General features: G+C 72.5%; 10 protein-coding genes, 2 tRNA genes and 1 other RNA gene. 8 read left to right on the top strand and 5 right to left on the bottom strand.

The genetic code is table 11. From position 1 onward, the window contains the following. Window positions 1–270 precede the first annotated feature (270 nt). Together ACZ561_RS34230 and ACZ561_RS34225 are read left to right on the top strand one after the other, a co-directional pair. Window positions 271–648, top strand: coding sequence for a hypothetical protein (locus tag ACZ561_RS34230; protein ID WP_471002731.1), 378 nt, complete (start codon window positions 271–273; stop codon window positions 646–648). Between the two features lie 104 nt (window positions 649–752). After that, window positions 753–1,508, top strand: coding sequence for a S8 family serine peptidase (locus ACZ561_RS34225; RefSeq protein ID WP_471002728.1), 756 nt, complete (start codon window positions 753–755; stop codon window positions 1,506–1,508). Window positions 1,509–1,621: 113 nt separating this feature from the next. Here ACZ561_RS34225 and ACZ561_RS34220 read toward each other — a convergent pair whose 3' ends face one another. Both ACZ561_RS34220 and ACZ561_RS34215 read right to left on the bottom strand, forming a co-directional pair. Further along, window positions 1,622–2,896 (bottom strand): M23 family metallopeptidase, encoded by a 1,275-nt coding sequence (locus tag ACZ561_RS34220; RefSeq protein ID WP_471002725.1) that lies wholly within the window; start codon window positions 2,894–2,896, stop codon window positions 1,622–1,624. A 270-nt stretch (window positions 2,897–3,166) separates the two neighbouring features. Beyond that, window positions 3,167–3,254 (bottom strand) — tRNA-Ser (locus ACZ561_RS34215). Between the two features lie 108 nt (window positions 3,255–3,362). Here ACZ561_RS34215 and ffs point away from each other — a divergent pair. The 6 genes from ffs (at window position 3,363) to ACZ561_RS34185 (ending at window position 11,996) form a co-directional block, all read left to right on the top strand. Then, an RNA gene (ffs, locus tag ACZ561_RS34210) (signal recognition particle sRNA small type) lies at window positions 3,363–3,461 on the top strand. A gap of 36 nt (window positions 3,462–3,497) precedes the next feature. Continuing rightward, window positions 3,498–5,636 carry a DNA polymerase III subunit gamma and tau gene (locus tag ACZ561_RS34205; protein WP_471002722.1) on the top strand — a complete coding sequence of 713 codons (2,139 nt, stop codon included), beginning with the start codon at window positions 3,498–3,500 and terminating at the stop codon, window positions 5,634–5,636. A 61-nt stretch (window positions 5,637–5,697) separates the two neighbouring features. Then, window positions 5,698–6,996, top strand: coding sequence for a phosphoribosylamine--glycine ligase (gene purD, locus ACZ561_RS34200; RefSeq protein WP_471002719.1), 1,299 nt, complete (start codon window positions 5,698–5,700; stop codon window positions 6,994–6,996). 217 nt (window positions 6,997–7,213) lie between these two features. Further along, window positions 7,214–9,271 carry a M48 family metalloprotease gene (locus ACZ561_RS34195; RefSeq protein WP_471002716.1) on the top strand — a complete coding sequence of 686 codons (2,058 nt, stop codon included), beginning with the start codon at window positions 7,214–7,216 and terminating at the stop codon, window positions 9,269–9,271. Window positions 9,272–9,483: 212 nt separating this feature from the next. Next, on the top strand, window positions 9,484–10,944 hold the full coding sequence (locus ACZ561_RS34190; protein ID WP_471002713.1) for a N,N-dimethylformamidase beta subunit family domain-containing protein: 1,461 nt from the start codon (window positions 9,484–9,486) through the stop codon (window positions 10,942–10,944). 152 nt (window positions 10,945–11,096) lie between these two features. Then, window positions 11,097–11,996 carry a phosphoribosylaminoimidazolesuccinocarboxamide synthase gene (locus ACZ561_RS34185; RefSeq protein WP_471002710.1) on the top strand — a complete coding sequence of 300 codons (900 nt, stop codon included), beginning with the start codon at window positions 11,097–11,099 and terminating at the stop codon, window positions 11,994–11,996. 54 nt (window positions 11,997–12,050) lie between these two features. On the opposite strand, the gene ACZ561_RS34180 is transcribed toward ACZ561_RS34185, so the two are convergent. From ACZ561_RS34180 to ACZ561_RS34170, 3 genes are all read right to left on the bottom strand, one after another. Further along, window positions 12,051–12,126, bottom strand: a tRNA-Gly gene (locus tag ACZ561_RS34180). A gap of 22 nt (window positions 12,127–12,148) precedes the next feature. Next, a complete protein-coding gene (locus ACZ561_RS34175; RefSeq protein WP_471002707.1) occupies window positions 12,149–12,766 on the bottom strand; it encodes a response regulator in 618 nt (205 codons plus the stop codon). After that, window positions 12,763–13,989, bottom strand: coding sequence for a sensor histidine kinase (locus ACZ561_RS34170; RefSeq protein ID WP_471002704.1), 1,227 nt, complete (start codon window positions 13,987–13,989; stop codon window positions 12,763–12,765). The genes ACZ561_RS34175 and ACZ561_RS34170 overlap by 4 nt, the downstream gene beginning before the upstream one ends. Between the last annotated feature and the right edge of the window lie 6 nt (window positions 13,990–13,995).

Genomic DNA, 13,995 nt, shown 5'->3' with positions numbered 1-13,995 from the left:
GGGCGCGGGGCCGCACCGGTCACGGGGCAGCGCGGGTGAACTCCGCGCTCACCTGGGACGGTGCGGAACCCGTCGACCGATCCCCCGCCGAGAGTTCGAACCCGTCGACCGATCCCCCGCCGAGAACTCGAACCTGTCGACCGATCCCCCGCCGAGAACCGAACCCCTCCACGGGCGTGATACCGGAGAGCGCTTTGGCATGCACACGAGGGCGGGGGAACTCGAGTGGGATCCACAGCACGCGCGAGAACGGGGGCTCTGGCCGCCGTAGTGGCCGGTGCACTGGTCACGGGGGCGGTATCGGCAGGGGGCCAGCCGGCGCAAGCCGCCGGCTCCGCCGCGCATGACGGGACGAAGGCCCCGGCGAAGGCCTCGGCGAAGGCGAAGGCGAAGCCACCGGCGACCGTCACGCTGATCACCGGCGACCGCGTGGTCGTCGGCTCCGACGGCCGGGTCGTTCGGCTCGAGCGAGGCAAGGGCCGCGAGGGGATCGGATTCTCGGTGCGGCGCGCGGCCGGCCACACGTACGTCGTACCGGAGGATGCCCTGCGCCTCGTCGCCGACGGCGTGCTCGACCGGCGGCTGTTCGACGTCGCGCAGCTGGTCAGGGACGGGTACGACGACGGCACCGCACCACGCTGCCCCTGATCGTCGGCTACCGGCAGGGCGGCGTCGAAGCACAGAGCGGCGTCGAAGCACAGGGCGGCGCCGAAGCAAGGGCCTTCACCAGCGCCGGCGACCCGTTCGCGGACGTGGCCGTCCGGGAGCGACGTGCGCTGCCCGCGGTCGACGGGGAGGCCTTCGAGGCGCCCAAGGTGGGTGCGCCGGCGCTGTGGGCGGCCGTCACAGGCCGCTCCACGGCCCGTACGGCAGGCGCTGCGGCCGCCCCCGCGCGGCCCGTCGCCCATGTTTGGCTGGACGCGAAGGTCCGGGCCGGCCTGGCCGAGAGCGTGCCGCAGATCGGTGCGCCCGCCATGTGGAAGTCGGGCCACACCGGCAAGGGCGTCAAGGTGGCGGTCCTGGACTCGGGCGTGGACCAGACCCATCCGGACCTCGCGGGCGTCGAGATCGAGCAGAAGAACTTCAGCGAGTCCCCCTACGCCGAGGACCGCTTCGGGCACGGAACGCACGTGGCCTCCATCCTCGCCGGGAGCGGCCCGGCCGGCGTCGGACGGCACGGCCAGGCTGCCACTGTCGACGGTGCGGCTCGCGCCGAAGCCGAGCCTGCGCGGGACTGCTCCGGCGGGCAGCACGCTCACGTGCCGCTGAAGCTGAGCGGCGCGGCCGCCGCGGCCGGGCAGGTCGCCGCGCTGACCGTGAACGTCTCCTACGACGGCGGCTGGACCTGGAAGCCGATCACCGTGACGACGGACGCGAAGGGGGCGCGCTCGGTGAGCGTGAAGCACCCGGCGAACGCCAAGGCCGTGTCCTTCCGCGTGGACCTGAAGGACAAGGGCGGCAACACCCTGCGCGAGACGATCACGAACGCCTACCGGCTCGCGCCGTGAGGTGACGCCACGGGACAAGGTCGAAGGGCCCCACTGCAAGCGGTGGGGCCCTTCGACTTCGTGTCCGGTGAGGCACTAGCGGAGGGTACGACAACGGCCCGACCGGAGTCCGGTCAGAACTCCAGCACCTCGCGGTCGAGCGGATACCGCGCACGGTGAGGGCCCTCGTACGGCGAGGGCGTGATCGGCAGGACGCCGGTCGGCTGCAGGCCCAAGTTGTCGTCCCAGATCCGGGGTTCGACCTGTCCGACGACGCGGAACTGCCGGAACGTGAACGGCGGGCTGTCGGTCGGGAAGAACTCGGCTGTCGTCATCACCTGGAAGTGCAGGTGCGGCGTGGTGGAATTGCCGCTGTTGCCGATCAGCCCGAGGAGCTGGCCGGATTCGACCCGGTCGCCCTCCCGGACCTTGAGCGAGCCGGCTTTCAGGTGGGCGTAGAGCAGATAGCGGCCCGGCGCGACTTCCAGGGTGATGTGGTTGCCGACGGTGTCCTCGATCGGCGGGGTGGGCGGTGTGACGGGCGGTGCTTGGTCCGGGAGTCCGTCCTGGACCTCCACCACCCTGCCGCCGGCCGAGGCGACGACCGGCTGACGGTAGCTCAGGTAGCTGGTGAGCTGTGCGGGGTCGCCTTCCCAGGTCTGTCCCTGCTTGCCGACCCGGTACCAGTCGATCGCGAAGCGCTGCGGCACGTAGAAGCGACCGTTGATCGGGCCGAGGCCGCGCCGGTGGTGGGTGTTGCCACAGCACGACTCGCTGGAGTACCAGGTGCCGGGGCGGACCGGCGCGCTCAGGTTCAACGGCGGAGTGCCGGCGGTCCGGGTGGTCTGCACCGTCTCCTCGAAGGGGGAGGGGCCGGAGGGGGTCAGGACTGCACCGGAGAGATGGTGTTCGAGGACCTTGGGCGCCGGCTGACCGCGGTCGAGGATCAGGTCGAGCCAGATGATCCACTGCTGGGAGCCCTGGATGACGGTTGGCGTCGGTGCCGGTGGCGCCGGGGTGTACCCATCCGCACCCGGCAGGGGGTCGCCCACCGGATTGGCGGCATCCGCCAGCGCCTGCCCGCTCAGCGAGCCGACGACCCGCTTCGTGCGGGCGTCTCGGACGTCGACACGGTCGAGCCGCACCGGCGTGCTGCTGGACAGAGAGCTCGTGGTGAGCAGTTCGTACGAGAGGTGCGTCTTGCCGTCCGTGGCGACGAACGGCGTCGGTTCGGTCATCACTGCCGCCGTCAACGGCGTGAACTGTGCGCCGGGCGCCGGAGTGGCCGTGTCGGTCCCGTATCCGGGTCCCGCTGAGGCCACCAGCATGCCGGCCACGAGCACGGCAGCGGCGAGCCCGCGAAGTAGCGGACTGAGGCCGGTGCGGTTGCGAGGGTCGCGCTCTGCCATTGCGCTCTTTCGTTCGTCGGATCCGGGCCGTGAAGGACGCCGGCGCGCCCCGCACAGAGACGCAGGCCCATGTAATCCGGCCGCGCGCCGCTTCGGATGGAGGGCGCCGGAGACAGGTGCCGAACAACACCCGTCCAGCCGCATCGACCACCGAGCCCTCGCCTCACGGCGGCTTCGGGGCGCTGCACGTATGGACAACGGGGTCTGAGAAACGAAGAAGGGCCCCACCGCGAACGGTGGGGCCCTTCGACATCGTGCCCGGTGAGGCACTGGCGGAGGATACGAGATTCGAACTCGTGAGGGGTTGCCCCCAACACGCTTTCCAAGCGTGCGCCCTAGGCCACTAGGCGAATCCTCCGCCGCAAACAATACAAGACGCTGAGGGGTGCTCGCGAACGTGATCCAGAAGAGGTTTCCGTGATCGGAATCGGGGGACCGCGGGGCCCCTGGGATCAGGTACCCTTGGCGGAGCCCCTCACGTGGCGCTATCTGACTGAACTCCCCCAGGGCCGGAAGGCAGCAAGGGTAGGTCGGCTCTGGCGGGTGCGTGAGGGGCGCTTGCGTTCCCGGGTTGTCAGTGGGCGCCTATAACCTCGTATACGTGTCGTCTCTCGCGCTGTACCGCCGCTATCGCCCCGAGTCCTTCGCCGAGGTCATCGGGCAGGAGCATGTCACCGACCCGTTGCAGCAGGCCCTGCGGAACAACCGGGTCAATCACGCGTACCTGTTCAGCGGGCCTCGCGGATGCGGAAAGACGACCAGTGCGCGCATCCTGGCGCGCTGTCTGAACTGTGAGCAGGGTCCCACTCCCACCCCCTGCGGGGAGTGCCAGTCCTGCCGCGACCTGGCGCGGAACGGGCCGGGATCGATCGACGTCATCGAGATCGACGCCGCCTCCCACGGTGGTGTGGACGACGCCCGTGACCTGCGGGAAAAGGCATTCTTCGGGCCCGCGTCCAGCCGCTACAAGATCTACATCATCGACGAGGCGCACATGGTCACCTCGGCGGGCTTCAACGCCCTGCTGAAGGTGGTCGAGGAGCCGCCGGAGCACCTCAAGTTCATCTTCGCCACCACGGAGCCGGAGAAGGTCATCGGGACGATCCGGTCCCGGACGCACCACTATCCGTTCCGGCTCGTGCCGCCCGGCACTCTGCGCGAGTACCTGGGCGAGGTCTGCGGGCGCGAGGGCATCCCCGTCGCGGACGGTGTGCTGCCGCTCGTCGTCCGCGCGGGTGCCGGATCCGTGCGTGACTCGATGTCCGTGATGGACCAGCTGCTCGCCGGTGCCGCCGACGACGGTGTGACATACGCCATGGCGACCTCTCTTCTGGGGTACACGGACGGGTCCCTGCTCGACTCGGTGGTGGACGCCTTCGCCGCCGGAGACGGCGCGGCCGCGTTCGAGGTCGTGGACCGGGTCATCGAGGGTGGCAACGACCCCCGGCGCTTCGTCGCCGACCTCCTGGAGCGGTTGCGGGACCTGGTGATCCTCGCCGCCGTGCCGGACGCCGCAGAGAAGGGGCTCATCGACGCCCCCGTGGACGTCGTGGAGCGCATGCAGGCGCAGGCGTCCGTGTTCGGCGCCGCCGAGCTCAGCCGGGCGGCCGACCTCGTCAACACCGGGCTGACCGAGATGCGTGGGGCCACCTCGCCGCGGCTCCAGCTCGAGCTGATCTGCGCGCGCGTGCTGCTGCCCGCCGCCTTCGACGACGAGCGGTCGCTCCAGGCCCGGATCGACCGCCTCGAGCGCGGCGCCGTGGCCGGCCCGGCGCCCGTCTTCACGACCGGTGCGCCCGCGCCCGCCATGGGGTACGTCCCCGGCCCCGAGGCCCATGCCCCGGCCCCGCAGGCCCCGGCTCCCCAGGCCCCCGCGCCTGCCCCCGTACACCAGCCCGCCCCCACGCAGCCCGCACCGGTACAGCAGCCCGCCCCCACGCAGCCCGCCCCCGCCGCCGAAGCTCCCCGCCCCGGCGCCTGGCCCGGTGCCGCGACCCCCGGCGCCCCCGCCGCCCCCGCCCCCGGCGCCTGGCCGGGCGCCTCCGCACCCGCGCCCCAGGCTCCTGCCCCCGTGCCGCAGGCCGCCGCCCCGGCATCCGGTCCCGTCCCCTCCGGTGACATGGCCCAGGGCGCCGCCCAGGTGCGGAACATGTGGCAGCCGATCCTCGACGCCGTGAAGAACCGGCGCCGCTTCACCTGGATCCTGCTCAGCCAGAACGCCCAGGTCGCCGGGTTCGACGGCACCACCCTCCAGCTCGGCTTCCTCAACGCCGGCGCCCGCGACAATTTCGCGAGCAGCGGCAGCGAGGACGTGCTGCGGCAGGTGCTGGCCGAGCAGTTCAACGTGCAGTGGAAGATCGAGGCGATCGTCGATCCCTCGGGCGGCGCCAACCCGCCTCCGGCGGCGGCCAACTTCGGTGGCGGACGCCCCGCCCAGGCCCCGCAGCAGCAGTGGTCTTCGCCACAGCAGCCCCAGCAGACGCAGCAGAACGCGCAGGGCCATCAGCCCCCGCAGGCGCCCCCCGCCCCGCCGGTCCAGCAGGCATCCGCGCCCACTCCCGTACCCCAGAACCAGCCCCAGGCCGCGCCGCCCGTCCACCACGCGCCGCCGCCCGTCGCGCCCGAGGACGACGTGCCCGAGGAGGACGACCCCGACCTCGTCGACTCCGCCCTCTCCGGCCACGAGCTGATCGTGCGCGAGCTCGGAGCGACGGTTGTGGAGGAATACACGAACGAGTAGGGGCGTCTCGCTCGGTGGCCCGCACAAGGGACATCCCGCCACGCGGGCTACCCTGGCTGGCGTGAAGGTCCTCGTCATCGGCGGCGGCGCCCGCGAACACGCCCTGTGCCGCTCTCTCTCCCTCGATCCCGACGTCACCGCTCTGCACTGCGCGCCCGGCAACGCCGGGATCGCGGAGGTCGCCGAGCTGCACCCCGTCGACCAGCTGGACGGCGACGCCGTCGCACGGCTGGCCGCCGACCTCCAGGCGGACCTGGTCGTCGTCGGTCCGGAGGCCCCGCTCGTCGCGGGTGTCGCCGACGCCGTCCGCGCGGCCGGCATCCCCTGCTTCGGCCCGTCCGAGCAGGCGGCGCAGCTGGAGGGCTCCAAGGCGTTCGCCAAGGACGTCATGGCCGGGGCCAACGTCCCGACCGCCCGCAGCTACGTCTGCACCACCGCCGAGGAGATCGACGAGGCGCTCGACGCCTTCGGCGCTCCGTATGTCGTCAAGGACGACGGCCTGGCGGCCGGCAAGGGCGTCGTGGTCACCTCCGACCTCGCCGAGGCCCGTGCCCACGCGCTCGCCTGTGTGTCACAGCGTCGCGAGGCGACTCGTTCCGGGGCGGTGGCGGGCGACGGGCGGGCCGTCATCGAGGAGTTCCTGGACGGCCCCGAGGTCTCCCTCTTCGCGATCACCGACGGCGTCACGGTCCTCCCCCTCACCCCGGCGCAGGACTTCAAGCGCGCGCTCGACGGCGACGAGGGCCCGAACACCGGTGGCATGGGCGCCTACTCCCCGCTGCCCTGGGCCGACCCCAAGCTGGTCGACGAGGTCATGGACACCGTCCTGCAGCCGACGGTCGACGAGCTGCGTCGCCGCGGCACCCCGTTCCAGGGCCTGCTGTACGCGGGTCTGGCGATGACCAGCCGTGGCGTACGGGTCATCGAGTTCAATGCCCGCTTCGGCGACCCGGAGACCCAGGTCGTCCTGGCCCGGCTGCGGACCCCGCTGGCGAGCGTCCTGCTGAACGCCGCCAACGGCACCCTCGACAACGAGCCGCCGCTCAACTGGCGCGAGGACGCGGCCGTGACCGTGGTCGTCGCCTCGCACAACTACCCGGGGACCCCGCGCACGGGCGACCCGATCGAGGGCCTCGACGAGGTCGCGGCGCAGGATGCCCCGCACGCGTACGTCCTGCACGCCGGGACGAAGCGCGACGGCGAGGCGATCGTCAGCGCCGGCGGCCGCGTCCTGTCGGTCACGGCGACCGGCACGGACCTGGCGCAGGCCCGCGAGCGGGCGTACGCGGCGGTCGGCCGGATCCGTCTGGACGGCTCTCAGCACCGGTCGGACATCGCGCGCAAGGCCGCGGGGGAGTGAACCTCTAACCAGCGCGAACCGTCATCACCTTTACCCAAAGCCATTCCATCGAGTGACGGCTGAGCCATCCGGATGACGCCCGCCGAAGCCCCAACTAGGGTGCGGCGAAGGCGTTCCGGCACTTGGCCCACCGGCATTGCGATGTCAGTGGCGGGTGCCACAGTGGGGGAGTGAGCAACACCGCCACAGGCAGTCCCGACGAGGGCAGGAGGGGGTGATGTACGGCGTGTCCGGTACAGGTTCCGTTGTCGGCGAGGAGATGGGTGCACGCGCCGCGCGCGCCCGAGCCCTCGCCGTGCTCCGGGTCCGCGGCAGGGCGCTCGGCCTCGCCGTGCTCCCGGCCGCGGCGGCCGTGATCCTCTACGCGGGAGGGGTCACCGGCCATTTCACGGGCGCCGGCTGGGACGCTGCCCGCTGGGTGACCACCGTGCTCGCGGTGGTCGTCCTGCTCGCCGCCGCGGCGGTCGCGCTGGTCATCGCGCGGTCCCGTCCCGCCGTCACTCCGACCGTGGCGCTCGCCGAGACCGCTGCCCCCGATCTCTACCGGATGGTCCGGGACCTCGCCGACCGGCTCGGCGTCCCCGCTCCCTCCGCGATAGCCCTGACGCCGGACTGCGACAGCTGGCTCGAGGACCGCACGCACCCGGCACATGGCACCGGCTCCGGCCGTACGGCGGGACTCCGGCGCTCCACCGACGCGCCCGTCCTCGTCATCGGCTCGCCCTTCCTGTGGTGGATGCGCGTCGGCGAGCTGCGGGCGGTCCTCGCCCCCGTCGTCGCCGGTACGGCTCCGGCCGCGCACCCCGACATAGCCGCGGCCCGCCGCTTCGTGCAGGGCCTCGACGCCGCGGTCGCCGTTCCCCGCCACGAGGGGCTCGACCCGGTCAGCAGGCTCGGCGCGCATGGGGTCGGACGGGTCGCCAGGGTCCTGCTGCGCCTCTGCCGCGGACATGCCGCCGAGATGGAGCGGGGTGTTGCCATCGCCGGCTCCGAGCGTGCACAGGCTGTGGACTACGGTGTCCGGATCGTCGCCCAGGAGCAGGTCGGCCTCGCCTACGCGGGCTGGGACCGGCTGCTCACCCGGGTCGCGCTGCCCGCCTGGCGGATGGGCCGCTGGCCCGCACGCCTGGACGTGGGCGTGGTCTCCGCCCTCACCGAACTCTCCCGTCGCGACCGCCTCGCCGAGGGCTTCACCTCCCGACTGGGCGAGCGCCCGGCCTGCGACCTGCTCGAAGAGCCCGGAGCCGTCGACGAGGCCGCCTCGCTGCTCGCCGCCCGCCTCTTCCACGGCGGCCCCGCGGAGGCCGGTCCGGACTGGTCCCCGGTGGACTGGGACCAGTACCCGGAAGAGGTGGTGGACCGTAAGTGGCGCGCCGACGCGGCCCGACTCCACCTGGTCCTGGACGAGCTGGGCGTTCTCCCCGCCGACACCGGCAGGAGGGCGGGCAGGGGCGCGAGCGTCGGTACGGCTCCGCGTGCGCGAACCGGCTCCTCGGCCGACGACGGCCCGACCCTGACCCGGGTGATGTCCTACCTCTCGACCCACGCCGAGAACGAGGCCAACCCCCAGGACGAGCCCCCTCCCGAACCGACCACGCTCAGCGCGGTCGACTCCACCGCCCCGGCGCCCGCCGACTCCCCGGCGCGCGCCGACTCCCCGGCGCGCGCCGACTCCACAGCGCGCGCCGACTTCACGGCGCCCGCACCCACGGAGCGGGGCTCCACGGCGCCGGACGACCTCACCGAGCCCGCCGGCGCCGCCGAGCCCGAGCCGGACCCTGACTCCGCCGATCCCGGCGACCTCACCGAGCCCGCCGGCGCCGCCGAGCCCGAGCCGGACCCCGACTCCACCGATCCCGACGACCTCACCGAGCCCGCCCTCGGCAACCCCGCCGCCGATGCCCTCGCCGCCGCGCTCAGCGCGCATGTCGCCCGCGAGGAGGCGGCCAGGCCCGCCGCCCCCGCTCCCGCGCCGCACGCCGCCGGACCGGGCGCGGACACGCTGCCGCTCTTCCCGCTCCAGCCGCCCCGGACCGGCCGCGATCTCCTCGCCGACCATGTGACGGCGATGGTCTGCTGCGCCGCCGTCGACACCGCGGGCGCCGCCCCGGGTCTCGACTGGCTCGACGGCCCCACGCTTTTCGTCGGCGGCGAGCGGAACACCGATCTGGCCACCCGCGTCCTCGCCCTCGTCGAGGACGGCGACCCCGAGCCCCTGCGGACCTGGCTCACCGAGACCGGCGTCCGCCCCGAAAAGCCCGTCCGCCTCGTCTGAGAAGACGTCGGCACCCCCGGAAGCTCGCCTTCCGTTCACGTCAATTCGCGACGAACGGTGACGGAGTGCGTGCGTTATGTGATGTGCTGGGGACCGGCACTGACAGCAGCACATGACAGCCCGCACCGCGGACAGCGCGCGAGGGCACACACGACGGCACACGACAGCACACGACGGAATTCGGCGCGGGGGAGTCGAGGGAGGGGTGCGACATGGGGGCGGAGCAGATCAGGCGGTGGGAATCGGGCGCGCTCGCCCACGCCGTCTCGGACCCCTTCGGACAAGGGCCCCTGCCCTGGCTGCGCGGCTCGGAGAACTACTTCGACGACACCGGGCAGGTCGTCCCCTGGTACGCCGACGAGACCCTGGCCCTCGGAGGCGGCGGCGGCCCCCGCACCGCCGACGACGTCCGCAGCCAGATCAAGGGCTTCGCGTCCAACGGGGCCGTGGCCCCCGGCGAGGCGATCGATTTCCACATCACGGTGGACCCACCGCAGCAGTTCTCGGTCGACATCTACCGGATCGGTCATTACGCGGGCGACGGCGCCGCCAAGATCACCACCAGCCCGCGCCTCTCCGGAATCGTCCAGCCGGCCCCGCTCACCGCTGACCGGACCGTCTCCTGCCACCACTGGTGGCAGTCCTGGCGGCTGCAGATCCCGTCCTTGTGGTCGATCGGCGCGTATGTCGCCGTGCTCACCACCGCCGACGGGTACCGCTCCCACATCCCCTTCACCGTGCGCGACAACCACCCCGCCGACCTCCTGCTCGTCCTCCCGGACGTGACCTGGCAGGCGTACAACCTCTACCCGGAGGACGGTCGCACCGGCGCGAGTCTCTACCACGCGTGGGACGAGCAGGGCCGGCTCCTCGGCGAGAAGGACGCGGCGTGCACGGTCTCCTTCGACCGCCCCTACGCGGGCGCGGGACTGCCCCTCCATGTCGGCCACGCCTACGACTTCATCCGATGGGCCGAGCGGTACGGCTACGACATCGCCTACGCCGAGACCCGCGATCTGCACGCCGGCCGCGTCGACCCGACCCGCTACCGGGGCCTGGTCTTCCCCGGCCACGACGAGTACTGGTCCGTCCCCATGCGCCGGACCGTCGAGCTCGCCCGGGAGCAGGGCACCTCGCTCGTCTTCCTCTCCGCCAACACCATGTACTGGCAGGTGGAGCTCGGCCCCTCGCCGTCAGGTGTCCCCGACCGGCTCCTCACCTGCCGCAAGCGCCGAGGCCCCGGCCGCCCCGCCCTGTGGCGCGAGATCGACCGTCCGGAGCAGCAGCTGCTGGGGATCCAGTACGCGGGGCGGGTCCCGGAGCCGCACCCCCTGGTCGTACGGAACGCGGAGCACTGGCTCTGGGACGCGACCGGGGCCGGGGACGGGGACGAGATCCCGGGTCTTGTCGCGGGCGAGGCCGACCGCTACTTCCCGCGCACGGCGCTGCCCCAGCACGAGGGCCGGATCCTGCTCGCCCACTCGCCCTACCAGGACAGCGAAGGCGCCCTGCGCCACCAGGAGACCTCCCTCTACCGGGCCCCGTCCGGAGCCTGGGTCTTCGCCTCCGGCACCTTCGCCTGGTCGCCCGCCCTGGACCGGCCGGGCCATGTCGACCAGCGGATCCAGCGCGCCACCGCGAATCTCCTCGACCGCATCTGCAAGAGGGACTGACCGGAAGTGGGACTGACCGGAAGACGGACTGACCGAAAGTGGGACTGATCGGCAGGAGCGACTGACCAGGCCGTTCGAGGGGCCGCTCGGCGGGCGGCCCGGAGAGTGCGAGAGAATCGAATCGTTCCTGGATCAACCTACGCGGAGGAACCGTGTCCGGATTCGTAGAAAAGCCCGAGCCTGTTCAGGTCCCGGGCCTGACCCACCTCCACACGGGCAAGGTGCGCGAGCTCTACCAGAACGAGGCGGGCGACCTCGTGATGGTGGCCAGCGACCGCATGTCCGCGTACGACTGGGTGCTGCCGACCGAGATCCCCGACAAGGGGCGGGTGCTCACCAAGCTCTCCCTGTGGTGGTTCGACCGCCTCGCCGACCTGGTCCCCAACCACGTCATCTCCACCGACCTGCCGGCCGGCGCCCCCGCCGACTGGGCCGGCCGCACCCTCATCTGCAAGTCGCTGAAGATGGTGCCGGTCGAGTGTGTGGCTCGCGGTTATCTGACCGGCTCCGGCCTGGTCGAGTACAACGAGTCCCGTACGGTCTGCGGGCTCGCGCTCCCCGAGGGCCTCAGCGACGGCTCCGAGCTGCCCGCGCCGATCTTCACGCCCGCCACCAAGGCCGCGGTCGGCGACCACGACGAGAACGTGAGCTACGAGGAGGTCGCCCGCCAGGTCGGTGCGGAGACCGCCGCCCTGCTGCGCCAGACGACCCTCGCGGTCTACGGCCGTGCCCGGGACATCGCCCGCGAGCGCGGGATCATCCTCGCCGACACCAAGTTCGAGTTCGGTTTCGACGGCGACAGCCTGATCATCGCCGACGAGGTCCTGACGCCGGACTCCTCCCGTTTCTGGCCGGCCTCGAGCTGGGAGCCGGGCCGCGCGCAGCCCTCGTACGACAAGCAGTTCGTGCGCGACTGGCTGACCTCGCCGGCGTCCGGCTGGGACCGCAAGAGCGAGCAGCCGCCGCCGGCTCTCCCGCAGGAGATCGTGGACGCGACCCGCGCCAAGTACATCGAGGCGTACGAGCTGCTCACCGGTAGAAGCTGGGAGTAGCGGCCTCGGAGCACGAAGAAGCCCCCGGTCCGAGAGGACCGGGGGCTTCTTTCATGGAGCGGACGACGAGATTCGAACTCGCGACCCTCACCTTGGCAAGGTGATGCTCTACCAACTGAGCCACGTCCGCCTGCGCCGTAGCGCGGAGCCAACTATACCCAACCTTTCTCCCGTGCGAGACGCACCGCCGTATGACGGTTCTCGGCGCCGAGCTTCGCGGCGGCGGAGGAGAGGTAGTTCCGGACCGTTCCCGGCGACAGCGAGGCCCGCTCGGCGATCTCCGCGACGGGCGCCCCGTCGGCCGCGAACTCCAGCACCTCGGCCTCGCGCGCGGTCAGCGGGGAGTCCCCTGCGGCGATCGCGTCGGCCGCCAACTCCGGGTCCACGTAACGGTTTCCGGCGTACACGGTACGGATGAGCTCGGCCAGCCGCTGGGCGCTGACGGTCTTGGGCACGAAGCCCCGCACACCGGCCGCGAGCGCCCGCTTGAGGTGTCCGGGGCGGCCGTGACTCGTCACGATCATGGTCCTGCAGTCGGGCAGTTCGTCGCGGAGGGATGTGGCCACCCTCACACCGTCGAGGCCCGGCATCTGCAGATCGAGGACGGCGACGTCGGGGCGGTGCGCGCGGGCCATGGCGAGCGCCTCGGGCCCGGTGGCGGCCTGGGCGACGACGACGAGGTCGTCCTCCAGGGCGAGGAGCGCGGCGAGGGCGCCCCGGATCAGGTGCTCGTCGTCGGCGAGCAGGACGCGTACGGTGCCGGCGGTCACGCGGCCGCCCCCGACCGCTGCACGGGCACCAGAGCCGCCACGCGGAACGTACCTCCGTCACCCGGTCCCGCCTCCAGGGTCCCGTCCACCGCCGCGAGCCGTTCCCGCAGCCCGGCCAGGCCGGAGCCGTGTCCCATCGCCGCACCTTCCCGTACGCCGTCGTTCCGTACCGTCAGCAGCACCGAACCGTCCTTCTCCCGCAGCGAGATGGCACATCGCTTCGCGTCGCCGTGCCGCAGTACGTTCGTCGTGGTCTCCCGGACGACCCAGCCGAGCACCGACTGCACGGTGCCGGGCAGTTCGACCGTCACCGGGTCTATCGCGCAGTCGATGCCGGCGGCGCCGAGCACCCCGCGCGCGCCCTCCAGTTCGACGCGCAGGTCCGCCTCGCGGTAGCCGCGCACGACGTCCCGTACCTCCCGCTGGGACTCCTGCGCGATCCGCTGCACCTCGATCATCTGGTCGACGGCCTCGGGGCGTTCGCGCCGGGCGAGCTGCACGGCGAGTTCGCTCTTGAGTGCGATGACCGACAGGTTGCGGCCCATGACGTCGTGGAGGTCGCGGCCGAAGCGGAGCCGTTCCTCGGCGACGGCGAGCCGGGCCTTCAGATCGCGGGAGCGCTCCAGCTCCCAGACCATCTTCATCAGCCAGCCGGAGAACCCGCAGGCGGCGACGAGTCCGCCACCGCCCATGAGGATCCCGACCGCGTAGCCGAACGCCTCTGCGGGGTCGATGCCCATGGCCGCGACGGCGGCGCCGGTCGCGAGCGCGGCGGCCGGGGCCACGTACAGCATGCGCCGGGGTCGGCGCACGCACAGCACGAGGCTGCCCAGGGTGAACGTGACCAGGCCGGTGACGACGGCGGCGGCGACCGAGATGTCCGCGAGCACCCCCGTGGCCCGCAGTGCGATCACGATCAGCGCACCGGCCGCCGTCAGGGCGATCAGCGCGGTCGCGAGGCGGACCGGCCGATCGCGCCGGTCCAGGGCCCAGTCCAGGGCGCGCGAGGAGAGCACGGCGTTCAGCACGGCGTGTCCGCAGACCAGCAGCGACAGCGCCAGGGCGAGCGGGGTACCGACCGGGTGGTCCCCGGCGTTGGAGAACGGAACCAGACCGATGGCGCCGATCTCGATCACCGTGAAGAAGTGGAAGCTCCACCGGGTGTACAGCTCGACCTTGGCCGCAGTGCTGCGGCGGCTCCACCACCCCGTCAACCTGGACACGCCCCG

It is taken from the genome of Streptomyces sp. NPDC039609, assembly GCF_055596705.1.
The sequence above is the reverse complement of the archived record's forward strand: the minus strand, read 5'-3'. Positions and strand labels throughout refer to the sequence as shown.

Excerpts from the sequence above, each read along its gene's own strand:
- ACZ561_RS34195 (WP_471002716.1), top strand. The coding sequence starts at position 7,214 with ATGTACGGCGTGTCCGGTACAGGTTCCGTTGTCGGCGAGGAGATGGGT.
- ACZ561_RS34220 (WP_471002725.1), bottom strand. The coding sequence starts at position 2,896 with ATGGCAGAGCGCGACCCTCGCAACCGCACCGGCCTCAGTCCGCTACTT.
- ACZ561_RS34190 (WP_471002713.1), top strand. The coding sequence starts at position 9,484 with ATGGGGGCGGAGCAGATCAGGCGGTGGGAATCGGGCGCGCTCGCCCAC.